This is a genomic window from Cupriavidus sp. GW821-FHT07C08 (assembly GCF_059419025.1).
This window is the reverse complement of sequence record NZ_JBWKQZ010000003.1, coordinates 180,333-205,313: the sequence shown is the minus strand read 5'-3', so window position 1 is coordinate 205,313 and position 24,981 is coordinate 180,333. Positions and strand designations below refer to the sequence as shown.

Annotated in this window: 21 protein-coding genes and 1 tRNA gene; 15 read left to right on the top strand and 7 right to left on the bottom strand. The window is 66.8% G+C overall.

Translation table 11 applies throughout. The features are described from left to right. The first annotated feature begins 51 nt into the window (after positions 1–51). From AC07UK_RS06150 to AC07UK_RS06140, 3 genes are all read left to right on the top strand, one after another. The gene (locus AC07UK_RS06150) at positions 52–1,377 is read left to right on the top strand and encodes an NAD(P)/FAD-dependent oxidoreductase (RefSeq protein ID WP_494685961.1); all 1,326 of its coding nucleotides are present in this window, start codon (positions 52–54) and stop codon (positions 1,375–1,377) included. A 148-nt stretch (positions 1,378–1,525) separates the two neighbouring features. Continuing rightward, on the top strand, positions 1,526–2,404 hold the full coding sequence (locus tag AC07UK_RS06145; RefSeq protein ID WP_494685960.1) for a dienelactone hydrolase family protein: 879 nt from the start codon (positions 1,526–1,528) through the stop codon (positions 2,402–2,404). A gap of 121 nt (positions 2,405–2,525) precedes the next feature. Further along, complete coding sequence (locus AC07UK_RS06140) at positions 2,526–3,416, top strand: ZIP family metal transporter (protein ID WP_011615804.1); 891 nt, start codon at positions 2,526–2,528, stop codon at positions 3,414–3,416. A gap of 2 nt (positions 3,417–3,418) precedes the next feature. On the opposite strand, the gene AC07UK_RS06135 is transcribed toward AC07UK_RS06140, so the two are convergent. The 3 genes from AC07UK_RS06135 to AC07UK_RS06125 all read right to left on the bottom strand — a co-directional run bounded on the left by AC07UK_RS06135 (position 3,419) and on the right by AC07UK_RS06125 (position 6,550). Then, positions 3,419–4,276, bottom strand: a complete 858-nt coding sequence (locus AC07UK_RS06135) for a sulfurtransferase (RefSeq protein WP_494685959.1) — start codon at positions 4,274–4,276, stop codon at positions 3,419–3,421. A 41-nt stretch (positions 4,277–4,317) separates the two neighbouring features. Then, positions 4,318–5,241: a DMT family transporter gene (locus AC07UK_RS06130; RefSeq protein WP_494685958.1), complete on the bottom strand. Its 924-nt coding sequence runs from the start codon at positions 5,239–5,241 to the stop codon at positions 4,318–4,320. Positions 5,242–5,446: 205 nt separating this feature from the next. Then, the gene (locus AC07UK_RS06125; RefSeq protein ID WP_013957534.1) at positions 5,447–6,550 is read right to left on the bottom strand and encodes an aromatic ring-hydroxylating oxygenase subunit alpha; all 1,104 of its coding nucleotides are present in this window, start codon (positions 6,548–6,550) and stop codon (positions 5,447–5,449) included. 392 nt (positions 6,551–6,942) lie between these two features. Between AC07UK_RS06125 and AC07UK_RS06120 the strand changes: the two genes are divergently transcribed. The 4 genes from AC07UK_RS06120 (at position 6,943) to folE2 (ending at position 11,098) form a co-directional block, all read left to right on the top strand. Beyond that, the gene (locus AC07UK_RS06120; protein WP_013957533.1) at positions 6,943–7,257 is read left to right on the top strand and encodes an exodeoxyribonuclease VII small subunit; all 315 of its coding nucleotides are present in this window, start codon (positions 6,943–6,945) and stop codon (positions 7,255–7,257) included. After that, a complete protein-coding gene (locus tag AC07UK_RS06115) occupies positions 7,254–8,138 on the top strand; it encodes a polyprenyl synthetase family protein (RefSeq protein ID WP_436222307.1) in 885 nt (294 codons plus the stop codon). Before AC07UK_RS06120 ends, AC07UK_RS06115 begins: the two co-directional genes overlap by 4 nt. A gap of 25 nt (positions 8,139–8,163) precedes the next feature. Continuing rightward, entirely contained in the window at positions 8,164–10,080 is a 1,917-nt protein-coding gene (gene dxs / locus AC07UK_RS06110) for a 1-deoxy-D-xylulose-5-phosphate synthase (RefSeq protein WP_436222306.1), read from the top strand. A 214-nt stretch (positions 10,081–10,294) separates the two neighbouring features. Then, entirely contained in the window at positions 10,295–11,098 is an 804-nt protein-coding gene (folE2, locus tag AC07UK_RS06105) for a GTP cyclohydrolase FolE2 (RefSeq protein ID WP_479940950.1), read from the top strand. 60 nt (positions 11,099–11,158) lie between these two features. On the opposite strand, the gene tsaD is transcribed toward folE2, so the two are convergent. After that, positions 11,159–12,193 (bottom strand): tRNA (adenosine(37)-N6)-threonylcarbamoyltransferase complex transferase subunit TsaD, encoded by a 1,035-nt coding sequence (tsaD, locus tag AC07UK_RS06100; protein WP_436222304.1) that lies wholly within the window; start codon positions 12,191–12,193, stop codon positions 11,159–11,161. Between the two features lie 157 nt (positions 12,194–12,350). Between tsaD and AC07UK_RS06095 the strand changes: the two genes are divergently transcribed. The 4 genes from AC07UK_RS06095 to dnaG all read left to right on the top strand — a co-directional run bounded on the left by AC07UK_RS06095 (position 12,351) and on the right by dnaG (position 16,546). Next, positions 12,351–13,616, top strand: a complete 1,266-nt coding sequence (locus tag AC07UK_RS06095; protein ID WP_494685957.1) for a BaiN/RdsA family NAD(P)/FAD-dependent oxidoreductase — start codon at positions 12,351–12,353, stop codon at positions 13,614–13,616. A 127-nt stretch (positions 13,617–13,743) separates the two neighbouring features. After that, complete coding sequence (gene rpsU / locus AC07UK_RS06090; protein WP_013957527.1) at positions 13,744–13,956, top strand: 30S ribosomal protein S21; 213 nt, start codon at positions 13,744–13,746, stop codon at positions 13,954–13,956. A gap of 127 nt (positions 13,957–14,083) precedes the next feature. Continuing rightward, a complete protein-coding gene (locus AC07UK_RS06085; protein ID WP_013957526.1) occupies positions 14,084–14,533 on the top strand; it encodes a GatB/YqeY domain-containing protein in 450 nt (149 codons plus the stop codon). Between the two features lie 201 nt (positions 14,534–14,734). Then, on the top strand, positions 14,735–16,546 hold the full coding sequence (dnaG, locus tag AC07UK_RS06080; RefSeq protein WP_013957525.1) for a DNA primase: 1,812 nt from the start codon (positions 14,735–14,737) through the stop codon (positions 16,544–16,546). Between the two features lie 95 nt (positions 16,547–16,641). On the opposite strand, the gene AC07UK_RS06075 is transcribed toward dnaG, so the two are convergent. After that, positions 16,642–17,007 carry a hypothetical protein gene (locus AC07UK_RS06075; protein WP_035815784.1) on the bottom strand — a complete coding sequence of 122 codons (366 nt, stop codon included), beginning with the start codon at positions 17,005–17,007 and terminating at the stop codon, positions 16,642–16,644. A gap of 19 nt (positions 17,008–17,026) precedes the next feature. Here AC07UK_RS06075 and rpoD point away from each other — a divergent pair, with 19 nt between their 5' ends. Together rpoD and AC07UK_RS06065 are read left to right on the top strand one after the other, a co-directional pair. Beyond that, entirely contained in the window at positions 17,027–19,303 is a 2,277-nt protein-coding gene (gene rpoD, locus AC07UK_RS06070) for an RNA polymerase sigma factor RpoD (protein WP_436222302.1), read from the top strand. Positions 19,304–19,313: 10 nt separating this feature from the next. Next, positions 19,314–19,392 (top strand) — tRNA-Ile (locus tag AC07UK_RS06065). 60 nt (positions 19,393–19,452) lie between these two features. On the opposite strand, the gene AC07UK_RS06060 is transcribed toward AC07UK_RS06065, so the two are convergent. Continuing rightward, positions 19,453–21,699 carry a phosphocholine-specific phospholipase C gene (locus tag AC07UK_RS06060; protein WP_494685956.1) on the bottom strand — a complete coding sequence of 749 codons (2,247 nt, stop codon included), beginning with the start codon at positions 21,697–21,699 and terminating at the stop codon, positions 19,453–19,455. 32 nt (positions 21,700–21,731) lie between these two features. Then, positions 21,732–21,923, bottom strand: coding sequence for a hypothetical protein (locus tag AC07UK_RS06055; protein WP_153953661.1), 192 nt, complete (start codon positions 21,921–21,923; stop codon positions 21,732–21,734). A 394-nt stretch (positions 21,924–22,317) separates the two neighbouring features. On the opposite strand from AC07UK_RS06055, the gene AC07UK_RS06050 reads away from it, so the two are divergent. Continuing rightward, entirely contained in the window at positions 22,318–22,671 is a 354-nt protein-coding gene (locus AC07UK_RS06050) for a DUF1428 domain-containing protein (RefSeq protein ID WP_316150888.1), read from the top strand. 603 nt (positions 22,672–23,274) lie between these two features. Further along, the gene (locus AC07UK_RS06045; protein ID WP_436222301.1) at positions 23,275–24,948 is read left to right on the top strand and encodes an acyl CoA:acetate/3-ketoacid CoA transferase; all 1,674 of its coding nucleotides are present in this window, start codon (positions 23,275–23,277) and stop codon (positions 24,946–24,948) included. Positions 24,949–24,981 lie beyond the last annotated feature (33 nt).

The following is a 24,981-nucleotide window of genomic DNA, read 5'->3' as shown; positions in this document are numbered from 1 at the left end:
ACTGTGGAAAATGCCTCAGGCAAGAATTCACAAAAACGCATCAGGTAGACCATGACAGAAACAAAGACGCCCCGCATTGTTGTCGTCGGTGGGGGAGCAGGGGGGCTGGAACTGGTAACGAAGCTGGGCGACAAGCTCGGCCGCAAGGGGCAGGCGCAGGTGGTGCTGGTGGACCGCCTGCCTACCCACATCTGGAAGCCGCTGCTGCATGAAGTGGCAGCCGGCAGCATGGACCCCAACACGCACCAGCTGGAATACGCGGCGCAGGCGCGCTGGCATCACTTCGAGTTCCAGCTGGGCGAGCTGACCGGCATCGACCGCACCCGCAAGACCATCTCGGTGTCGGCCAGCTTCGACGAGGACGGCGCCGAACTGCTGCCGGCGCGCGAGCTGCCCTATGACACGCTGGTGCTGGCGATCGGCTGTGTCACGCATTTCTTCGGCGTGCCCGGCGCTGCCGAGAATGCCATCGCACTGGACGTCGTGGCGCAGGCCGAGCGCTTCCGCAAGCGGCTGATCGCGGCCTGCGTGCGGGCCCAGAACGGGCGCGGGCACGTGGGCGAGGACGGCCGGCCGCGCGTGGACGTGGCCATCATCGGCGCGGGTGCCACCGGCGTGGAGCTGTCGGCCGAGCTGCGCAACACCGCGCACGTGCTCAGCGCCTACGGCCTGCACCAGCTTGACCCGCGCCGCGATGTGCATATCCACGTGATCGAGGCCGGCCCGCGCATCCTGCCGGCGCTGTCCGAGCGGGTCTCGGTCGAGACCGCCAAGCTGCTGAAGAAGCTCGACGTCGATGTCCTGACCAGCGAGCGCGTGACCGAGGTCACGCCGCAGGCGGTGCTGACCGCCAGCGGTAAGCATATCGATGCCGACCTGACGGTGTGGGCGGCGGGCATCACCGCGCCGCCGGTGCTGGCCACGCTGGGGCTGCCGGTCAGCCGCCAGGGCCAGATCGTGGTCGGCCCGACGCTGCAGAGCGAGGGCGACCCGGACATCTTCGCCTTCGGCGACTGCGCCAGCTGCCCGTGGCCCGAGAAGCAGACCGCGGTGCCGCCCCGCGCACAGGCCGCGCACCAGCAGGCCACCTTCCTCTACAACGCGCTGTGTGCCCGGCTGGACGGGCGCCCGCTGCCATCGTTCGCCTTCAAGGACCTCGGCTCGCTGGTGTCGCTGGGGCATTTCAGCGCGGTGGGCAGCCTGATGGGCGGGCTGATCGGCGGCTCGATGTTCATCGAAGGGCTGATGGCGCGCGTCATGTACACGTCGCTCTACCGGATGCATGTGATGGCGCTGCACGGCGCCGTGGGCATGGCACTGGATACCATTTCGCACTGGCTGCGCCGCAAGACCAGCCCGCGCGTCAAGCTGCACTGACCACGCGCCGGGCCGGGGCTTCCCGCGCTGCACCATGCCGCGCGGGCGGGGGTGGCTGCAAAGCCGCCCCATGTTTTCTCCATGTCTGCTTAAAATCTGCCGCTGGCGCCGCATGTCGGCCCAGCCACCAACGATCCTGGAGACACGCATGCTCAAACCGGAAGTGGATAGCCTCGTCCCCGGCCAGACGTTCGACCGCCGCGGGTTTGTCAAGACGGCGCTGGGTTCCGCCTTTGCGGCGGCCGCGCTGCCGGTGATGGCCCAGCAGGCCATCAAGACCGACTTTGCCGGCCTGAGCGCCGGCGAGGTCACCATCCCCTCGGGCGGCTTCAGCATGCCGGCCTACCGCGCCCAGCCCGAAGGCAAGAAGAACCTGCCGGTGGTGCTGGTGGTCAGCGAGATCTTCGGCGTGCACGAGCATATCGCCGACGTCTGCCGGCGCTTTGCCAAGCTCGGCTACCTGGCGATCGGGCCGGAACTGTTCGCGCGCCAGGGCGATCCGCAGAGCTTCGGCACCATCCAGGAGCTGCAGCGCGAGGTGATCGCCAAGGTACCTGACGCGCAGGTGATGGGCGACCTGGACGCCGCGGTGGCCTGGGCCGGTGCCAACGGCGGCGATGTGTCGCGCCTCGCCATCACCGGCTTCTGCTGGGGCGGGCGCATGACCTGGCTCTATGCCGCGCACAGCAAGCGCCTGAAGGCCGGCGTGGCCTGGTATGGCCAGCTGGCGCCCGAGCCGACCCCGCTCAAGCCGAAGAATCCCATTGACCTGGTCGGCCAGCTCCATGCCCCGGTACTCGGCCTGTATGGCGGCAAGGACACCGGCATCCCGCTGGAGCAAGTGGAGAGGATGAAGTCCGCGCTGGCGGCGTCGTCCGACCCGGACGCCAAGGCCTCGCGCTTTGTCGTCTATCCCGAGTCCGGCCATGCCTTCCATGCCGACTACCGGCCCAGCTACCGTGAAGCCGACGCCAGGGATGGCTGGCAGAAGTGCCTGGACTGGTTCAGGCAGCACGGCGTGGCCTGATCCGGCCGTCCGGGCGCCGCGAGGCGCCTCTCGCCCGACAGCAGGATTGCAAAGTCCCGGCGGATACGTACAATGCGGCCTTTGAGTAATTGCAACATTGTTGCGTTAGCCGCCCGGCGCGATGCGGGCGGAACGGCGGGGCCGCCCGGTACCGCCACCCCGGGAGCCCATCATCCATTCGACGCTTTTGTATATCCTGCTCGCCGCCACGATCTCGGGGGTGGGCAGCATCTTCGGGGCGGCGCTGCTGTCGCTGACGGTGGCGTCCCGCGTGGTCGAGCGCATGGTGAGCTTTTCGGTGGGCGTGCTGCTGGCCACCGCGCTGCTGCATTCGCTGCCCGAGGCGTTCGAGTCCGGCGCCGACCCGCGTGCGCTGTTCGGCACGCTGCTGGCTGGGCTGCTGGGTTTCTTCCTGCTGGAAAAGATCTCGCTGCTGCGCCACTCGCACCACCACGAGGGCGACGGGCACCACCACCATCACGGCCATGACCGCGAGGAAGCGGGCCGCAGCGGCCTGACCATCCTGGTCGGCGACACCTTCCACAATTTTGCCGACGGCATCGTGATCGCGGCGGCCTTCCTGGCCGATCCGCATATCGGCGTGGTCACCGCGCTGGCGATCGCGGCGCACGAGATCCCGCAGGAAGTGGGCGACTTCATCGTGCTGCTCAACGCCGGTTTCTCCAAGGCGCGTGCCTTCGCCTTCAACCTGCTGTCGAGCCTGGCGGCCATCGCCGGCGGTGTGGTCGGGTATTTCCTGCTCGACCAGCTGAGCGGCTGGATCCCGTACGTGCTGGTGATTGCCGCCAGCAGCTTCCTCTATATCGCGGTCAGCGACCTGATGCCCCAGATGCAGCGCAAGCCGCGCTGGCGCGAGTCGGCGATCCAGGTGGTGCTGGTGGCCGCGGGCATCTCGGCGATCGTCTTCATCACCAACGGCGTGCACGAGAGTCACAGCCACGGCGGGCATGGCCATATCGCGCCCGCCGCGCCCATTGCCTCGTCACGCTGACCTCAGGCGGCCCCGGTAGCGACCGGGCGCGCCGGGTCGGCGCACCATTCGCTCCATGATCCCGGGTACAGCGCCGCGCCGCCCAGGCCGGCCGCTTCCAGCGCCAGCAGGTTGTGGCAGGCCGTGACGCCCGAGCCGCACTGCATCACTGCCTGCGCCGGGGCGCGTGCGCCCAGCACTGCGCCGAATTCCGCGCGCAGGGTCTCGGCCGGCTTGAAGCGGCCGTCCGTTCCCAGGTTGTCCTTGAAGAAGCGGTTGACCGCGCCGGGAATATGGCCGCCAACCGGGTCCAGCGTCTCGTTCTCGCCGCGGAAGCGGTCGGGGGCGCGCGCATCCACCACCAGCAGCGAGGCGCGCTCGAGGTTGTCCACCAGCGCGGCGGCGTCGACGGTCGGCACCAGCGACTTGCGGCGTTGGAACTTGCCGGGGAACTCCGGCTCTTGCGCGGCATCGTGTTCCAGCGGCAGGCCGGCCTTGACCCAGGCGTCCTTGCCGCCGTCGAGCACGGCCACGGCATCGTGGCCGAGCCAGCGCAGCAGCCACCACAGCCGCGCGGCGAACATGCCGCCCTGCGCATCGTAGGCCACTACCGGGGTGTCGTTGTCCACGCCCAGCGCCTGCAGGCGCGCCGCCAGGTCGTCGGCGTCGGGCAGGGGGTGGCGGCCGTTGCTGCCGGTCTTGGGGCCGGACAGCTCGTTGTCCAGGTGCAGGTAGAAGGCGCCGGGCAGGTGGCCGGTACGATAGGCCTCGCGGCCGGCGGCCGGGTCGGCCAGGTCGAAGCTGCAGTCGATCACGACGCAGCCGCCGGGGGTGGCCAGCAGCGATTGCAGCGCGGTGACGGAAATCAGCGGTTTCTGCATGGGAATCCTGTTGCGATCGATGGAAATGGGCTTAGGAGATGCTACACCTCGGGATGGACTTCCGCCTCCGGCGACTTGACCGGCGTGGCCGGCGTGGGCTTGGCATCGGTGCCCTGGCGCGCGCGCATCAGCGTGGTGGCGATGCCGCTGGCGATGATCAGCCCCATGCCCAGCCACGACAGCCAGTTCAGCCGGTCGGACCAGATCAGCATGCCCCACACGCTGGAGAAGACGATGCCGGCGTATTGCAGGTTGGCGGTCAGCAGCGTGTTGCCGCGCTTGTAGGCGCGCGTCATCGCGGTCTGGCCCAGCGTGGCCAGGATGCCGATGGCCAGCAGCAGGCCGGCGCCGTACCAGGTGTGCGGGCTGGTGCCGCCCAGCAGCATCCACGCGAGCCCGGCGATCATCCCAACCAGCGAGAAATAGAACACGATGCGGCCCCCGGGCTCGCCCAGCTGGCCTAGCTGGCGCACCTCGACATAGGCCAGCGCCGTGAACATGCCCGAGATCAGCCCGACCAGGCCGCCGGTCAGCTGGTCCTTGCCGACTGAAGGCTGCAACAGGCAGATCACGCCGGCAAAGGACAGCAGGATCGCCAGCACCAGGCGCCGGTCGGCATTGCCGCCGGTGCCGGCCAGCGCCGCGCCGGCGCCCAGGATCAGCGCGATCCACACCGGCGACATGTAGTTCAGCGTCATCGCGGTGGCCAGCGGCAGCAGCGAGATCGAGGTGAACCATAGCATCAGCGCAGTCACGCCGAACACGCTGCGCTTGATGTGCGACAGCATGTAGGGCGTGCGCACCGGGATCCCGCGCGAGGACAGCAGCACCCACATGATGACCACGCTGATCAGGCCGCGGTAGAAGACGATCTCGCCGGTGGTGTAGAGATCGGATGCCAGCTTGACGCCAACCCCCATCAACGAGAAGGCGAAGGCGGCGAACAGCATCCAGAGCGATTGCATGGCGAGGGCGTGGTGAAGCGAAGCGGGAAGGAGAGACATCCGGCGCGCGCGGGGCTTCGTGGCTGGCCTCGCGTCGCGAAAGCGGTCTGGCGCGGCAGCATGCGCTGCCGGCACCGGACAATGATTCTAGCAGCGCACTTCGCGTCCCAAAGGAAAACGGACCGCCAGGGCGGTCCGTTCTTGCGTGCGTTGTGCGGTTATCGCACTAGCCGGCGTAAGCCATGGCGCGGCGATACCACTCATGGAAATGCTGCATGCCGTCTTCCATCGGCGACTGGTACGGGCCGACCTCGCTGGTGCCGCGCTTGAGCAGCGCCAGCCGGCCGGCGTCCATGCGCTCGGCGATCTCGTCGTCCTCGATGCAGGTTTCCATGTAGGCGGCGCGCTCGGCCTCGACGAACTCGCGCTCGAACAGCGCGATTTCCTCGGGGTAGTAGAACTCCACCACATTGCGCGTCTTGCGCGGGCCGACCGGGTGCAGCGTCGAGATCACCAGCACGTTCGGGTACCACTCCACCATGATGTTGGGGTAGTAGGTCAGCCAGATCGCGCCGTGCTTGGGCAGCACGCCGTCGTTGAAGCGCAGCACCGCGTCGTGCCACTTCTGGTACGTCGGGCTGCCGGGGCGCTTCAGGCCGGCATGCAGGCCCACGGTCTGCACGCTGTGCCACTCGCCGAACTCCCATTTGAGGTCGTCGCACGAGACGAAGCTGCCCAGCCCCGGGTGGAACGGCACGACGTGGTAGTCCTCCAGATAGACCTCGATAAAGGTCTTCCAGTTGTAGTCGCACTCGTGCACCTCGACGTGGTCCAGCATGTAGCCGTCGAAGTTCAGGTCCTGCGCCACGCCCAGCCTGGCCAGGTCGGCGCGCACGTCGCGCTTGCCGTCGAACAGCAGGCCGTTCCAGTTCTGCAGCGGCGAGCGCTTCAGGTGCAGGCAGGGTTGCTTGTCGAAATGCGGCGCGCCGAGCAGCTCGCCCTTCAGGTCGTAGGTCCAGCGGTGCAGGGGGCAGACGATGTTCTGCGCATTGCCGCGGCCGTTGAGCATGATGGCCTGGCGGTGGCGGCAGACATTGGACATCAGTTCGATGCCGGCGGCGTTGCGTACCAGCATGCGGCCTTCGTCCTCGGCCCTGAGCGTGTGGTAGTCGCCGACTTCCGGAACCATCAGCTCGTGGCCGATATAGCCCGGGCCATTCCTGAACAGCAGTTCGAGTTCTTGTTGATGCAGTGCTTCGTCGAAATAGACGCCGACGGGCAGTTGCGTATCAGCCGGCGCCAGCTTGAGCGCGGTGCTGAGATTGGACATTATCCCCACTCCCAGATGAACAGGTGAAAGCAGTGAACAACCCAACCATCGAAAATTGAATCGATTTGGGAAAGACAGTCGCCAGGTCGGGAGAGACTCCCATGCACCCCTGGCGGCGAACGGGGGATTGTACCCGAGCCAAAAAGTTAAGGGCCTGATTTTTTTGCCTTTTTAGCGAAAAAGTCGACCCGGGTCGTCATCTGGGTGCCGTACCGGGCGCATTCGGAAAGACGACCCGAGCGCACAAGTCACATATGCCCCAAAGGCACTCATCGGAGGTTGCCCCGCGGATCCGCAAGGATGGGGCAAGGGCCGGCTTTGGCGTAAAATCCGGGCTTCCCCATCCGGGTTTCCTTATGATTCGACCGGATTCCATATTTCCAGGGCCAGACATGCCAAAAACGATGACCGCTCCGGTCCAGACCGACGACACCACCGCGGCCTCGGCGCCGCCCGCTTCTTATGAAGCGGCAATGGCCGAGCTCGAGACCCTGGTGGCCAGCATGGAGAGCGGCGAACTGCCGCTCGAGGCATCGCTGGCGGCCTACCGCCGGGGCGCCGAGCTGGTGCGCTACTGCCAGCAAAAGCTGGAGCGCGTGGAGCAGCAGGTCAAGGTGCTGGAGGGCGACGTGCTCAAGCCGCTGGCCGGCGAAGGCAGTGGTGCAAACGGTGGCAATGGCGGCGCGTCGGGGGCGGATGACGAATGACCGACTTCGCCCAATGGATGCAGGCGCAAGGCGCCCGGACCGAAGCCGCGCTGCAGGCAGCGTTGCCAGATGCCAACACCGTGCCGCATACGCTGCACGAGGCCATGCGATATGCTGCACTGAGCGGCGGCAAGCGCGTGCGGCCGCTGCTGGTGCATGCCGCCGGCGAGGTCAGCGGGGCGGCCCCGGCCGCCTGCGACGCGGCGGCCTGCGCGGTGGAGATGATCCACGCCTATTCACTGGTGCACGACGACATGCCCTGCATGGATGACGACGACCTGCGCCGTGGCCGGCCCACCGTGCACAAGGCCTATGACGAGGCCACCGCCTTGCTGGTTGGCGACGCGCTGCAGACCCAGGCCTTTATCGTGCTGGCCGGTGCCGGGGCGGTCGCGCCCGCGGCGCGGCTGCAGCTGGTGGCCGAGCTGGCGCTGGCGTCGGGCTCGACCGGCATGGCCGGCGGCCAGGCGATCGACCTGCAGAACGTGGGCCGGGCCATGACGCGCGAGGCGCTCGAGGCCATGCACCGCATGAAGACCGGCGCGCTGCTGCGCGCCAGTGTGCGCATGGGCGCACTATGTGGTGAAATCGATGCCCAGGGCCTGGCTGCGCTGGACCGCTATGCGGCGGCAGTGGGATTGGCGTTCCAGGTGGTTGACGATATTCTGGACGTCACTGCCGATACCGCCACGCTGGGCAAGACCGCCGGCAAGGACGCCGCCCATGACAAGCCGACCTATGTATCACTGATGGGACTTGACCCGGCACGCGCACTGGCCGGGACGCTGCGCGCAGAGGCACACGAGGCGCTGGCCGGCTTTGGCGAGCGCGCGGACCGCCTGCGGGACCTGGCGGACCTGATCGTGCTGCGCACACATTAAACAGAGAGCCGGCCGAACGGACATCATGACCTACGCACTTCTCAACAAGATTGACGCCCCCGCAGACCTGCGCAAGCTCGACCGGCGCGAGCTCCAGACCCTGGCGGACGAACTGCGCGCCTATGTGCTGGAGTCGGTCTCGCAGACCGGCGGCCACCTGTCGTCCAACCTGGGCACGGTCGAGCTGACCATCGCGCTGCATTACGTCTTCAACACCCCGGACGACCGGCTGGTGTGGGACGTGGGCCACCAGAGCTATCCGCACAAGATCCTGACCGGGCGCCGCGAGCGCATGGGCACGCTGCGCCAGTGGGGCGGCATCTCGGGCTTCCCGCGCCGCAGCGAGAGCGAATACGACACCTTCGGCACGGCGCATTCGTCGACCTCGATCTCGGCCGCGCTGGGCATGGCGCTGGGCGCGCGCACGCTGGGCGAGAAGCGCGTCTCGGTGGCGGTGATCGGCGACGGCGCCATGACCGCGGGCATGGCCTTCGAGGCCCTGAACAACGCAGGCGTCTACAAGGACCTGCCGCTGGTGGTGGTGCTCAACGACAACGACATGTCGATCTCGCCGCCGGTGGGCGCGCTCAACCGCCACCTGGCGCGGCTCTTGAGCGGCCAGTTCTACGCGGCCACCAAGAAGGGCATCGAGAAAGTCCTGTCGGTGGCGCCGCCGGTGCTGGAGTTCGCCAAGCGCTTCGAGGAACATGCCAAGGGCATGATGGTGCCGGCCACGCTGTTCGAGGAATTCGGCTTCAACTACATCGGCCCGATCGACGGCCATGACCTGAACTCGCTGGTGCCGACGCTGCTGAATATCCGCCAGCGCGCGCTCGAGGGTGCCGGCCCGCAGTTCCTGCACGTGGTGACCAAGAAGGGCCAGGGCTACAAGCTGGCCGAGGCCGACCCGATCCTGTACCACGGCCCGGGCAAGTTCAATCCGGCCGAGGGCATCCGCCCCGCGGCCAAGCCGGCGCGCAAGACCTACACGCAGGTGTTCGGCGACTGGCTGTGCGACATGGCCGCGGCCGACAAGCGCCTGGTCGGCATTACCCCGGCGATGCGCGAGGGCTCGGGCATGGTCGAGTTCGAGAAGCGCTTCCCGGACCGCTACTACGACGTGGGCATCGCCGAGCAGCATGCCGTGACCTTTGCCGGCGGCATGGCCTGCGAAGGCCTGAAGCCGGTGGTGGCGATCTACTCGACCTTCCTGCAGCGCGGCTATGACCAGCTGATCCACGACGTGGCGCTGCAGAACCTGCCGGTGGTGTTCGCGCTGGACCGCGCCGGCCTGGTCGGTGCAGACGGCGCCACGCACGCGGGCGCCTACGATATCGCCTACCTGCGCTGTATCCCCAACATGATGGTGATGACGCCGTCCGACGAGAACGAGTGCCGTCAGCTGCTGACCACGGCGTTCCACCAGACCTGCCCGAGCGCCGTGCGCTATCCGCGCGGCTCCGGCCCGGGCGCCGCCATTGCCGCCGAGCTCACCACCGTGCCGGTCGGCAAGGGCGTGATGCGCCGCGAGGGCGGTGCGCGCGCGGGGCATCGCGTGGGCTTCCTGGCGTTCGGTTCGATGGTGCACCCGGCCTTGGGTGCCGCCGAGGCGCTGGACGCCGCGGTCGCCGACATGCGCTTCGTCAAGCCGCTCGACGTGGAACTGGTCAAGCGCCTGGCCGCGGAGAACGACTACCTGGTGACGGTGGAAGAGGGCAGCGTGATGGGCGGCGCCGGCAGCGCCGTGCTGGAGGCACTGGCCGAGGCCGGCATCGACAAGCCGGTGCTGACGCTGGGCCTGCCCGACCGCTTCGTCGACCACGGCGACCCGGCCTATCTGCTGCAGCAATGCGGCCTGGATGCGGCCGGCATCGAGCGCTCGGTGCGCGAGCGCTTCGGGCTGGACCAGCCCAAGGTCACGGTCGCTTCGCGCGTGGCCTGATCACCTGCTGTCCCGAAGGGGATTCGGCCCTCGCACCACGAGTGCGTCCGAATTCCCTTAAACTCCCCTTTTTTGTGTTCGCAGCTGCGGGCCGGCGTGCCATTTGCCGGATCCCGTGGTTTCACACTCGTTGCGCGGCATGGATGGACTGCGAAAATGCCGCGACCGTAAGGGCTCGTGCCGCCCCTAGGCGCGACCCTGGAGGAAACCGTAGATGAATGACATCAACCCCGCCTTCATCATGCCCGACGTCCAGTCGAGCCCCGACACCCGCCAGATCCCCATCCAGCGTGTCGGTGTCAAAGGCGTGCGTTACCCCGTGACCCTGAAGACCCCGACCGGCATCGTGCCGACTGTGGGCACCTTCAATCTCGACGTGCACCTGCCGGCGGACCAGAAGGGCACGCATATGTCGCGCTTCGTCGCGCTGCTGGAAGAAGAGCGCGCGCCGCTGGAGCTGGCCAGCTTCCGGCTGATGCTGGACAAGATGCTGGAAAAGCTGGAGGCCGAGGCTGGCCGCATCGAGGTCACCTTCCCGTACTTCATCAGCAAGACCGCGCCGGTGTCGGGTGTGGAGTCGCTGCTGGACTACGAGGTCACGCTGACCGGCGAAGTGCGCAACGGCGCCACGCGCGTGTTCCTGAAGGCGCTGGTGCCGGTGACGAGCCTGTGCCCGTGCTCGAAGAAGATTTCGCAGTACGGCGCGCACAACCAGCGTTCGCATATCACCATGGACGTGGAGCTGGCCGGCGAGCTGCCGGTGGAAGCGCTGGTGCGCATGGCCGAGGAAGAGGCCTCGTGCGAGTTGTGGGGCCTGCTCAAGCGCCCCGACGAGAAGTTCGTCACCGAGCGCGCCTATGAGAACCCCAAGTTCGTCGAGGACCTGGTGCGCGATATCGCCATGCGGCTGAATGCGGATGACCGCATCGTGGCGTATGTGCTGGAGGCGGAGAACTTTGAGTCGATCCACAACCACAGCGCGTATGCCGTGATCGAGCGGGACAAGCGCGTCGACTGACCGCGTTGTCGCTGCAATGGAAATAGCCACCGCATGCGGTGGCTATTTTTTTGGCCCGGCTCAGGCCGCCGAAGGCAGGCGGATATCCGCCAGGTCCCAGCGCGGCGTCACGCCGTAGCCATACTCGTGCCGCGCCAGTTCGGGCGCGGCCTGCAGCCGCATCGCGCCGGCAAACGCGATCATCGCGCCGTTATCGGTGCAGAACGCCAGGTCCGGGTAATACACGTCGATCTTGCGCTGCTTGCCCATCTGGTCCAGCCGCTCGCGCAACTGCCGGTTGGCACCCACGCCTCCCGCCACCACCAGCCGCTTGTGCCCGGTCTGCTTGAGCGCCGCCATCGACTTGGCGGCCAGCACGTCGACAATGGCATCGACAAAGGCACGCGCCAGGTTGGCGCGGTCCTGCTCGCAGGTGTTGGCGAGCTTGCGGGTTTGCGTCAGCACCGCGGTCTTCAGCCCGGCGAAGGAGAAATCCAGGTTGCCCGAATGCAGCATCGGCCGCGGCAGCGCAAAGGCGCCGGGGATGCCGAATTCGGCCAGCCGCGACACTTCCGGGCCGCCCGGATAGCCCAGGCCTAGCAGCTTGGCGGTCTTGTCGAAGGCTTCGCCGGCGGCGTCGTCCAGGGTTTCGCCCAGCAGCGTGTAGTCGCCGATGCCGCGCACTTCCATCAGTTGCGTATGCCCGCCCGACACCAGCAGCGCCACGAACGGGAAGGGCGGCGGCTCGCGCGTCAGCAGCGGCGACAGCAGGTGGCCTTCCAGGTGATGCACGCCCAGCATCGGCACGTTCAGCGCAAAGCCCAGTGCGTTGGCCACCGAGGCGCCCACCAGCAGTGCGCCGGCCAGGCCGGGGCCCTGGGTGAAGGCGATGGCGTCGATGTCCTGGCGGGTGCGGCCGGCATCGGCCAGCACCTGCTCCAGCAGCGGCAGCACGCGGCGGATATGGTCGCGCGACGCCAGTTCCGGCACCACGCCGCCGTAGTCGCGGTGCATGGCGATCTGCGAGTGCAGCGCATGCGCGAGCAGGCCGGCCCCGGTGTCATAGAGGGCGAGGCCGGTTTCGTCGCAGGAGGATTCGATGCCGAGGACAAGCATGGGAAGCGCATAGGGCCGTCTCCGGTCAGGGAAACGGCTGTCGAAACAACAGGTTGCAGGAAGCGCGCAGGGTAGCACAGCGGCGCGCGGCGTGCTTTTCGCTACAATCTGCCCTTTCTCTGGCGGTGGCAATACACATGGATGCGCGAGGCGTGCGATGAGCGGGGCAACATCGGCCCGGACGGGCCGGTATGACGTGGCCGTGCTGGGTGCGGGCGCGGCCGGCATGATGTGTGCCGCCGTGGCCGGCCAGAACGGCGCGCGCGTGGTGCTGATCGACCATGCCACCAAGCTGGCCGAGAAGATCCGCATTTCGGGCGGCGGGCGCTGCAATTTCACCAACCTGCAGGCCGGGCCCGCCAACTACCTGTCGTCCAATCCGCACTTCTGCCGCTCTGCGCTGGCGCGCTACACACCGCAGGATTTCCTTGGCCTGATGCGCCGCTACGGCATCGACTGGCACGAGAAGCATCGCGGCCAGCTGTTCTGCAACGACAGCGCCGAAGACGTGATCGCCATGCTGCGCGCCGAATGCGACACCGGCCATGTGCGCTGGCAGACCGGCTGCACCGTGGCCGAGATCCGGCGCGAGGGCGATGACTTCCTGCTGCTCACCGCCACCGGCACGGTGCGGGCCGGGGCGCTGGTGGTGGCCACCGGCGGGCTGTCGATCCCCAAGATCGGCGCCACCGACTTTGGCTACCGCATCGCCCGGCAGTTCGGGCTGGGCATCGTCGAAACCCGGCCGGCGCTGGTGCCGCTGACCTTCGATGGCAAGGACTGGGCGCCGTTCGCGCCGCTGGCCGGCGTGTCGCTGGAAGTGGATGTCGCCACCGGCAACGGCAAGGCGGCCGGGGCCTTCCGCGAAGACCTGCTGTGGACGCACCGCGGCCTGTCCGGCCCCGCCGTGCTGCAGATCTCCAGCTACTGGCGCCCCGGCACGCCGATCGCCATCGACCTGTTTGATGGCGAGGATGCCGCCGCCTGGCTGCTGGAGCAGAAGGCTGGCAGCCGCAAGCACCTGGGCAACCTGCTGGCGCAACGGCTGCCGGCGCGGCTGGCCGATGCCTGGTGCGCGGCCTCGGGCGTGGATGCAACCATGCCGCTGCACGATGTGACCGACAAGGCCCTGCGCAAGCTGGGCGCCACGCTCAACGGCTGGCGCATCGTGCCGTCCGGCACCGAGGGCTACCGCAAGGCCGAGGTCACGCTGGGCGGCGTCGACACCCGGGCGCTGTCGTCAACCACCATGATGGCCCGCGAGGTGCCGGGCCTGTATTTCATCGGCGAGGTGGTGGACGTGACCGGCTGGCTGGGCGGTTACAACTTCCAGTGGGCCTGGGCCTCCGCGGTGGCGGCGGGGCAGGCCGCGGCAGAGGCATCGCGCACCGCTTCGGCAGGGCAATCAGTAGCCCAAGGATAGCCTGGCGATGGCTGGAAGGGCACTCGCTAAGTGTCCGCTGCACGCCACTTCCCCGTTGGATTGTTGATGCTACAATCCAGCTCTTCGTAGAGCCGCTTATCCCGAAAATTCTTTATTTTCTGGCCAAATGACCACGATCCATCTCAAGGAAAACGAGCCTTTTGAAGTTGCCATGCGCCGTTTCAAGCGCACCATAGAGAAGAACGGACTGCTCCCCGAGCTGCGGGCGCGCGAGTTTTACGAAAAGCCCACCGCCGCGCGCAAGCGCAAGAAGGCAGCCGCGGAAAAGCGCCATTACAAGCGCATCCGCAGCCAGATGCTGCCGAAGAAGCTGTACTGACCCGGCGCTCCCGCTTGCATCCGACCCGCTGTGGCATACGCTTCGGCGGGTTTTTGCGTTCTGGGCCTTGCAGCGGGCGGTCGCCGCCGCCATCTGTGAGTGTCCACCCACTTTCTGGAAGATCACGATGTCCCTCAAAGCCCGTATCAGCGAAGACATGAAGGCCGCCATGCGCGCCCGCGAAACGGAGCGCCTCGGCACCATCCGCCTGCTGCTGGCCGCCATCAAGCAGCGCGAAGTCGATGAGCGCGTGGAACTGGACGATACCGCCGTGCTGGCCGTGGTCGAAAAGCTGATCAAGCAGCGCAAGGATTCGATCTCGCAGTTCCAGCAAGCGGGCCGCAATGACCTGGCAGACAAGGAGTCGGCGGAAGTCGAGGTGCTGAAGGCCTACATGCCCGCCGCGCTGTCGGACGAGGAGGTCGCCGCCGAAGTCCAGCAGGCCGTTGCCGCCACTGGCGCCGCCGGTCCGCAGGACATGGGCAAGGTCATGGGCGTGCTCAAGGGTAAGCTGGCCGGCCGTGCCGACATGACCGCCGTATCGGCCCTGGTCAAGGCCGCACTCGCAGCAAAGTAAATACTGATTTAATCGGTTGCGAGCAGGATAGGCACCGGATCCGCGTGGTTCGGTGCAGTTGCACGGAGATGTCACGCAGTCCGGGCGGCCTTATCACGCTGCACTACAATATTCCGATAGCAGCCGGGCGCCGCACCGGTCACGCATTCCTAAAAGAAGCCGCCCGCCGCGGGACGGCCATGCCTCAGGACGGTCAGTCGGGTGATTCCGCAATCCTTTATTCAGGACCTGCTCAACCGTGTCGACATTGTCGATGTGGTGGGCAAGTATGTGCAGCTGAAGAAGGGCGGCGCCAACTTCATGGGGCTGTGCCCCTTCCATAACGAGAAGTCACCGTCATTCACGGTGTCGCCGACCAAGCAGTTCTACCACTGCTTCGGATGTGGCGCCCACGGCTCGGCCATCGGCTTCCTGATGGAATTTTCCGGCCAGTCCTACCCGGAAGCGGTGCGCGAACTGGCCCAGTCGGTCGGCATGAGCGTGCCGGAAGAGCGCGACCGGCTGCCGCCCGGGCAGCGCGCGGAGCAGCAGGCCCGTTCGGTGGCGCTGTCCGACGCCATGACCCGCGCCACCGATTTCTACCGCCGCCAGCTGCGCGGCGCGCCGCAGGCGATCCAGTACCTGAAGGGCCGCGGCCTGACCGGCGAGATCGCCGCGAACTTCGGCCTGGGCTATGCGCCGGATGACTGGCAGGGCCTTGAGGCCGTGTTTGGCAGCTATCGTGATGACAACGTGTCGGCGCCGCTGGTCGAGTGCGGCCTGCTGATCGAAAGCGAGAAGCGTGATGCGGACGGCAAGCCGCGCCGCTACGACCGCTTCCGCGACCGCATCATGTTTCCTATCCGCAACACCAAGGGGGCCGTGATCGGCTTCGGCGGCCGCGTGATGGGGCAGGGCGAGCCCAAGTACCTGAACTCGCCCGAGACCCCGCTGTTCAGCAAGGGCACGGAGCTGTACGGGCTGTTCGAGGCCCGTCACGCGATCCGGGAAACCGGCTACGTGCTGGTGGTCGAAGGTTATATGGACGTCGTGGCGCTGGCCCAGCTCGGTTTTGCCAATGCCGTTGCCACCCTGGGCACGGCGTGCACCCCTGTGCACGTGCAGAAGCTGCTGCGCCAGACCGACGCCGTGGTGTTTTCGTTCGATGGCGACTCTGCCGGGCGCCGCGCGGCCCGGCGCGCGCTGGAAGCCTGCCTGCCGCACGTGGCGGACAACAAGACCATCCGCTTCCTGTTCCTGCCGTCCGAGCACGATCCGGACAGCTATGTGCGCGAAGAGGGCACCGAGGCCTTTGCCAACCAGGTGCGCAATGCCATGCCGCTGTCGCGCTTCCTGCTGCAGTCGGTCACCGAGGAGCTGGACCTGCGGCAGCCCGAGGGCCGCGCCCGGGCCCAGTACGAAGCCAAGCCGCTGCTGCAGGCCATGCCCGCCGGCGGCCTGAGGCTACAGATTGTGCGCGAACTTGCCGATGCCACGGGGACGACACCCGCGGAGATCGAAGCCATCTGCGGCCTGCGCAGCGACCCGGCCCGCGTTGGCCGCTTCGCCCAGCCGCGCCCGCGCACCCGCCGCCAGGCCCCGACCGGGCTGGAACAGCGGGTGATCCAGCTGCTGATGTGCTATCCGGCGCTGTCGGCAAGGCTTGACGAAGATGCGCGCGCGCTGCTGCTGGGCGGCGAGAGCGGCGACAGTGAAGTGCTGGCGCACCTGGTGGAGGCGTGCGACAGCGTGCAGGGCGAGGTCAATTTTGCGGCCTTCAGCGAACACCTGGCCCAGTCGCCCTATGCCGAGGTGTACGCCGTGGCGCGTACCGCGGTGCTGCGAGAAGAGATCGAAGAAGCACCCGCAATACAGGATTTCGATGCGGCCATTACCAAGCTGCTGGCCGAGCCGCTGCGGCGCGAACTCGACGGCCTGCAGGCGGAGGTGGTGGCGGGCACGGCCGATGAAGCGGCCAAGCAGCGCATGCGCTGGCTGGTGGGAGAAATCCACCGGCGGCGCCAACTTGGCTGAGGCGCCTGCGGGTGCCCTGGTCATCAACCAGGAGACAGCAGTAAGCGTTGGATAAGGGACTGGGCCCGGCCCCGCCGAGCTTAAGCCTTGATTTTTCAGGTGAAAACCTCACCTGACAGGGAGCCGGCTATGCGTGGCGTGCTACAATAGCCGGTTTGGATTGCGAAATCTTTCTCTCCAGTTCTGGTGAAAGTGAGCGTGCCAATGGCAAAGGCCAAAGCAACCGAAAGGGTTACCTCTAAAGCTCCCCAATCAGGGAGCGGCAAGGCGTCTGTGAAAACAACCGCGGCGAAGACATCGACCGCGTCAGTCAAGACACCAGCCCGGTCTGCGCCATCAAAGTCCGTGCGTAGCGCGCAAGCGCCCGCCGTGACGACTCCCACCAGGACTCGCACATCCGAAAAGACAAAGGCCTCGACTTCGGCACGCGAGAGCGGCAAGAGCGCCAGTACGAGCGGCAAGGTCGCCGCATCTGCACCAGTGAAAGGTAAGAGTATCACCGTGGCGAAACAGCAGAATACCGAAGTCGAGAGCAAGCGAGCGGCAGCCGCCGGCGCCAAGAGTGGGGAAGCCAAGGCCGGCACCACCACTACGGCAACCAAGGCGCGTGCCGCGACACCTGCATCCGTTGCATCCGAGCGTCCCGCTGCGCCGGCAATCAAGCCGGAGCCGAAAAAGCGTGGCCGCAAGCCCAAGGCCGAGATGCAGCACGACGACAGCACAACAGACGACGTGACTGAAGAGTTTTACGAGAACGATGCGCGCCCGGCGGCAACCCCGGCCGCGGCGCCGAAGACCGAAAAGCAGAAAGCCAAGGACCGCAAGGCCAAGGAAAAGGCCCTGCTCAAGGAGTTCGCCTCGACGCAGCAGGGCACCGAGGAAGAGCTTGAGCTGCGTCGCCAGAAGCTCAAGGCGCTGATCAAGCTGGGCAAGTCGCGCGGCTACCTGACCTACGCGGAAATCAACGATCACCTGCCGGACGACATGGTCGATTCGGAAACGATCGACACGCTGGTCGCCACGCTGAACGACATCGGCATCGCTGTCTACGAACAGGCGCCGGATGCCGAGACGCTGCTGCTCAACGACAACGCGCCGTCCGCCACCAGCGAGGAAGAAGCCGAGGAAGAGGCCGAAGCGGCCCTGTCCACGGTGGACTCCGAGTTCGGCCGCACCACCGACCCGGTGCGCATGTACATGCGCGAAATGGGCACGGTCGAGCTGCTCACGCGCGAAGGCGAAATCGAGATCGCCAAGCGCATCGAGGCCGGCCTGAAGGACATGGTGATGGCGATTTCGGCTTGCCCGGTCACCATCTCCGAGATCCTGGCCCATGCCGAGCGCGTGGCCAACGACGAGATCAAGATCGACGAATTCGTCGACGGCCTGATCGACCCGAACGCCGACGAAGCCCCGGAAGCGCCCGCAGCGCCGGCCGCTGCGTCTGACGACGAGGATATCGAGTCCGACGACGAAGAGGAAGGCGACGAGGATGAGGACGACGAAGGCGGCGCCGGTGCCGGTGCCTCCGCGCGCCAGCTGGAAGAACTGAAGCAGAACGCGCTGGAGAAATTCCGCGTGATCGCCGAGCAGTTCGACAAGATGCGCCGCGCGTTCGAGAAGGAAGGCTACAACTCCAAGCCTTACGTCAAGGCGCAGGAAGCCATCCAGGCCGAACTGATGGGGATCCGCTTCACCGCCCGCAATGTCGAGCGCCTGTGCGACACGCTGCGCGGCCAGGTGGACGAAGTGCGCAAGCTCGAGCGTGCCATCCTGAACACCATCGTGGACAAGTGCGGCATGCCGCGCGCGGAGTTCGTCGCCCGCTTCCCGGGCAACGAGACCAACCTCGAGTGGGTCCACACCATCGTCGCCGACGGCAAGCCCTACAGCACCATCGTCGAGCGCAATGTGCCGGCCGTGCATGAGCTGCAGCAGAAGCTGATCGACCTGCAGTCGCGCGTGGTGCTGCCGCTGAAGGAACTGAAGGGCGTCAACCGCAAGATGGCCGAGGGCGAGCGTCGTGCCCGCGAAGCCAAGCGCGAGATGACCGAGGCCAACCTGCGCCTGGTGATCTCGATCGCCAAGAAGTACACCAACCGCGGCCTGCAGTTCCTCGACCTGATCCAGGAAGGCAACATCGGCCTGATGAAGGCGGTAGACAAGTTCGAATACCGCCGCGGCTACAAGTTCTCGACGTATGCAACGTGGTGGATCCGCCAGGCCATCACGCGCTCGATCGCCGACCAGGCACGCACCATCCGCATCCCGGTGCACATGATCGAGACGATCAACAAGATGAACCGCATCTCGCGCCAGATCCTGCAGGAAACCGGCAATGAGCCGGATCCGGCAACGCTGGCCGAGAAGATGGAGATGCCGGAAGACAAGATCCGCAAGATCATGAAGATCGCCAAAGAGCCGATCTCCATGGAAACGCCGATCGGTGACGACGACGACTCCCATCTGGGCGACTTCATCGAGGACACCAACACGCTGGCCCCGGCCGAAGCGGCGCTGCACGGCTCCATGCGCGACGTCGTCAAGGACGTGCTGGACTCGCTCACGCCGCGCGAAGCCAAGGTGCTGCGCATGCGCTTCGGCATCGAAATGAGCACCGACCACACGCTGGAAGAGGTCGGCAAGCAGTTCGACGTCACGCGTGAACGGATCCGCCAGATCGAGGCCAAGGCACTGCGCAAGCTGCGCCACCCGAGCCGCTCGGACAAGCTGAAGAGCTTCCTGGAAGGCAACTAAACGCTTCCAAGGGCCTCTAGCTCATGCCTGGTTAGAGCAGCGGACTCATAATCCGTTGGTGCCGTGTTCGACTCACGGGAGGCCCACCAATGTGAAAAGGGACTGCAGGTGATACCTGCAGTCCCTTTTTTCTTGCCTTGAACTACCGCTCAATCCTGCGCCGTCACCAACCCCATCGCCGGATCGCTCACCGTATGCCTGCCGGTCTCCACCCGTCCCGCAAAGCGTCGATAGAAGGCCGGGTCGCTGTCGCACGTCACCGCAAAGTCATACCACTGCCCGCTTTCCTCCAGTGACCAATGCACGGATTTGTCGCCGTTGGCGCCGACGGTGACCGGCCACGGGCCATCGGTTCGGTACGCGAGCGCCTGGATGTTTAAGTGGCAGGCCCTGCGGCCGGCGTTGATCAGGTCGATGTAAACATCGCCGTTGGCAATGTCGTAGCAGACGCGGATCTCCGGTGCGATACCGGTATCGCCGATGCGGTTGGTATCGCCGCGGAAATGGCGGTGAAAGCAGTTGGGGCCCAGCACCCACAGGTCGTATTGCCCGGCGTTGTCCTGGAACACGTTCCAGGTATCGGTCAGGGACTTGCCGGCTTCCACGACATAACGGCGCGGAATGCGTCCCAGCTGGTAGCGGTCGTAGACGTGGAACACCGCGGCTTGCGTGCCGGTGTTGGCGAACACCAGTTCGACCTGCCCCACGGCGCTGCAGCGCGCGCTGGTGTGCAGCTCATACGGCAGCGCGCGTGACGGGCGGGTGCCGGTCGCCTGCAGCGGCAATTGCATGTCGACCGGCAGCGGTACCGCGGGCAAGGCCTGCTGGGCCTTGCGCAGCTGGTCGGCGTCGTTGCGGGTGGTGCGGCCGCCCAGCGTGGGCAGGGCTTCCGAGTTGGGCGTCTTGAAGTTGAACGCGCTGGTCAGGTCGCCACAGACGGCGCGGCGGAACGGGCTGATGTTGGGTTCGGCCACGCCGAACCGCGCTTCCAGGAAGCGCAGCACGGAGGTGTGGTCGAACACCTGGGAATTGACCCAGCCGCCGCGGCTCCACGGCGAGATCGCGTAAAGCGGCACGCGCGGCCCTGGCCCGTACACGCGGCCGTCGGCAGCGGGCTGGGACCTGCTGCCCGGTGGCGCCGGATGGTAGAAGTATTCGGCCTGCATCTCGGCATCGCTCAGTGTCGCCTTGCCGGCCAGCGTCTTGTCGGGGTTCACCGAAGGCGCGGAGGGGGAGGGGACGTGGTCGAAGTAGCCGTCGTTCTCGTCGAAGTTGACCAGCAGCACGGTCTTGCTCCAGACCTCGGGCACGGCGGTCAGCGCGTCCAGCACTTCCTGCAGGAACCACGCGCCCTGGACCGGGCTGGACGGGCCGGGATGCTCGCAGTAGATCGACGGCGCGTTGATCCAGGAAACCTGCGGCAGCCTGCCTTCCTTGATGTCGCGGCGGAAGGCGTCGAGGTATTCCTCGGGTTTGGTGCCGGGCAGGGTGTTGGCCACGCCTTTGTACAGTGGGTTGGCGGCGTTGTCGGTGGCCGCATCGTAGGCGTGGTACGGCAGCGGCTGGCCGGTGTTGGCATAGGGCGCGCCCGGAGCTCCGCCGCTGGATACCGGGAAGCCCGACGCCAGGTTGGCCTTGCGGAACTGCTGGAACGCGCCCAGCATGTTGTCGCCCCATTCGTCCGGCATGTTCTGGTAGCAGATCCAGCTGATGCCGGCCGCTTCCAGTCGCTCGGCGTAGGTCGTCCAGGTGTAGCCGGTGTTGGCCGAGGCGGGCAGGCCGTCGATCGCGTCCCACTCATTGTTGACGAAGGCGACGTTGGCGGCGGTGGGGCCGTTGGTGCCGGTCAGGTGGAACGAACGGTTCGCGTCCGTGCCCGTATGCATCGAGCTGTGGTACGCGTCGCACAACGTAAAGGCATTGGCCAGCGCGAACTGGAACGGGACCTCCTTCTCCTTGAAGTAGCCCATCGACGTATTGGTCTTGTACGTCGGCCAGTTGGCCATGCGGCCGTGGTCCCAGGCCTGTTGACTGTCCACCCAGGCATGCGGCGTGCCGGCCGCGCGCTGCGCGTTGTTGTTGGTGCCATCCAGGTGATACGGGGTCAGCACGGCGCCGTTGGCGCGCTGTTGCTGCCATACCTTGCGCGCATTGGGCAGCGGGATGGTGAAGCGGTCGCCGAACCCGCGCACGCCCTTGAGCGTGCCGAAGTAGTGGTCGAAGGAACGGTTCTCCTGCATCAGGATCACCACATGCTCGACATCCTTGATGGTGCCGGTGGCATTGTTGGCCGGGATGGCCAGGGCCTTGCGGATGCTGGGCGGGAACGCGGCCAGCGCGGCGGCGGCGAAGCCGGTGCCAGCTGCGGCTTGCAGGAAGTTGCGGCGAGAGACCATGGTCTTGTCGGATTGCGTCGGGACTTGCGTTGTCAGGGGGCGCAGCGGATCACCGGGTCGGGCCGCTTGTCTGGCTTCTTGCCGGGCTGTTCTGGTTGTGCGTTCGGCGTGGCCGTCGCGGTCGGCGACAGGTTGCCGCCGCCGTCATCGCCGCCGCATGCGGTGAGCAATGCCGCCGCGATCAGGGTCGCGGCCAGGGTTCTTGGGAGCTTGCAGGGGAGCATCGGGTTCGCCTGGCTGGGTTGGTGTGGCGGCTGCTGGGAGCCGGAGCCAGGCGAGTGTAGGAAGGCGGGGTGACGTGTCGATGACAGAATGTCCAACGCCGGTCCGTGCCGTCCGCCGGGCTGGCGGACGGCAGGCAGGATGGCTACTTCCAGAAGCCTTCGTGCGGTGCTGCGGCTTCGTCCTCCAGCACCGACCCCACCACTTCTATCTGGCGCTGCCCGCGCCGGGCCGAGCAGTGGCTGCGGGAGCGCTTCCGGGAAAACATGGTGTTCGAGGTCGACCGGCGTGGGCAGCGGACCACGCGCTGAGGGCGTGGCGATGGACTATGGTAGTCAGACGCAATCGCGCGTTTGATCCGATTCGCCCGATTCAATCTGACCAGGAGTGAAGCCCATGTCCTATATCGACGGATTCGTACTGGCCGTTCCCCAGGCCACTCGCGAGACCTATCGCCAGGTGGCGCAGAAGGCAGCCGCGGTGTTCAAGGAGCACGGCGCGCTGAAGGTGGTGGAATGCTGGGGTGATGATGTGCCGGAAGGCAAGGTCACGTCCTTTACGATGGCGGTGCAGCGCAAGGAGGATGAAGCGGTGGTGTTCGCGTGGATCCTGTGGCCGTCACGCGAGAAGCGCGACGCCGGCATGAAGGCGGCGATGGCAGACCCGCGCCTGAAGGAAGGTATGGATCCGATGCCGTTCGACGGCCAGCGGATGATCTTTGGCGGCTTCGAGGTGATTGTCGACGAGTGAGCGGGCCGGGCGCCGGCGTGGCAGCGCCGGCGCGCAGGCAAGCCAGATCAGATCAGGTGGAAGACCATGCCCAGGGCAATTGCGCCGCCCAGGGTTTCCACTGCTGCGAGGGCGAGAAGGTTCTTCAGTACGAAAGCGTCTTCTTTCTTCGTCACCATGGTCTGTCTCCCGGTCATTGGACTTGTTCTGAGGCACCATCGGCTGCGGCGATCCGGCGTTTGCGGTGCCAGGCCGTCGATGTGAGTCCAGTAGACCGCATTCGCCCGCTGGCCGGAAGCTGGCGAAAACCCGCTCGGCGAAAACCCGGATTCCTTCAGGAATGTGACAGGGCCATGATTGACAGGCTTTGCAGGGCGCGTTTGCGGCCTGCCGGCAACGCGGCATGGCAATGGCCCACATTTGGGGGATGCCCGCAGTAGCGCGATGCGCCAAGATCAAGGCGTGGGTGGTCGAGCAGATTGCCCCGCTACCATTTGAGCCCCGCTGCCTCCCCGGCACGCGGGGCTTTTCTACATGGGGCCGACGGCGGCTTCGCAAAAACGAAATGCACGGAAAAACGTCTCGCCACCGATGCGGGACGGCATAACGAAACCGGAGACAGCGATGAAGGTGATCACCGCACGCGAAGCGGCGGCACTCGTGCAGGACGGCTGGACCGTGGCCAGCGCGGGCTTTGTCGGCGCCGGCCATGCCGAGGCCGTGACCGAGGCGCTGGAGCAGCGCTTCCTGCAGAGCGGGCTGCCGCGCGACCTGACGCTGGTGTACTCGGCCGGGCAGGGCGACCGCGGCGCGCGCGGCGTGAACCACTTCGGCAATGCCGGCATGACCGCCAGCATCGTCGGTGGCCACTGGCGCTCGGCCACGCGGCTGGCCACCCTGGCCATGGCCGAGCAGTGCGAGGGCTACAACCTGCCGCAGGGCGTGCTGACGCACCTGTACCGCGCCATCGCCGGCGGCAAGCCCGGCGTGATGACCAAGATCGGCCTGCACACCTTCGTCGACCCGCGCACCGCGCAGGATGCGCGCTACCACGGCGGCGCCGTCAACCAGCGCGCGCGCCAGGCCATTGCCGAGGGCAAGGCATGCTGGGTCGATGCGGTCGACTTCCGCGGCGAAGAATATCTGTTCTACCCGAGCTTCCCGATCCACTGCGCGCTGATCCGCTGCACCGCTGCCGACACCCGCGGCAACCTCAGCACGCATCGCGAAGCCTTCCACCATGAGCTGCTGGCGATGGCGCAGGCGGCCCACAACTCGGGCGGCATCGTGATCGCGCAGGTGGAAAGCCTGGTCGATCACCACGAGATCCTTCAGGCCATCCACGTGCCCGGCATCCTGGTCGATTACGTGGTGGTCTGCGACAACCCCGCCAACCACCAGATGACGTTTGCCGAGTCCTATAACCCGGCCTACGTGACGCCGTGGCAGGGCGAGGCAGCGGTGGCTGAAGCGGAAGCAGCGCCGGTGGCTGCCGGCCCGCTCGACGCGCGCACCATCGTGCAGCGCCGTGCGGTGATGGAGCTGGCGCGCCGCGCGCCGCGCGTGGTCAACCTGGGCGTGGGCATGCCGGCAGCGGTCGGCATGCTGGCGCACCAGGCCGGGCTGGACGGCTTCACGCTGACCGTCGAGGCCGGCCCTATCGGCGGCACGCCCGCGGATGGCCTCAGCTTCGGTGCCTCGGCCTACCCGGAGGCGGTGGTGGACCAGCCCGCGCAGTTCGATTTCTACGAGGGCGGCGGCATCGACCTGGCCATCCTTGGCCTGGCCGAGCTGGATGGCCACGGCAACGTCAACGTCAGCAAGTTCGGCGAAGGCGAGGGCGCATCGATTGCCGGCGTCGGCGGCTTTATCAACATCACGCAGAGCGCGGGCGCGGTGGTGTTCATGGGCACGCTGACGGCGGGCGGGCTGGAAGTCCGCGCCGGCGACGGCCGTCTGCAGATCGTGCGTGAAGGCCGCGTGAAGAAGATCGTGCCAGAGGTGTCGCACCTGAGCTTCAACGGGCCCTATGTGGCATCGCTCGGCATCCCGGTGCTGTACATCACCGAGCGCGCGGTGTTCGAGATGCAAGCCGGCGCAGACGGCGAAGCCCGCCTCACGCTGGTCGAGATCGCCCCAGGCGTGGACCTGCAGCGCGATGTGCTGGACCAGTGCGCAACGCCCGTGGCCGTGGCGCCGGACCTGCGCGAAATGGATGCGCGGCTGTTCCAGGCCGGGCCCCTGGACTACAGCAAGTGGGGCAAGGTGATCCAGGACAACGGCATCCGCGGCGACTGAGTGATTCGGATGCCGCTTCGGTGGCCCGGCTGA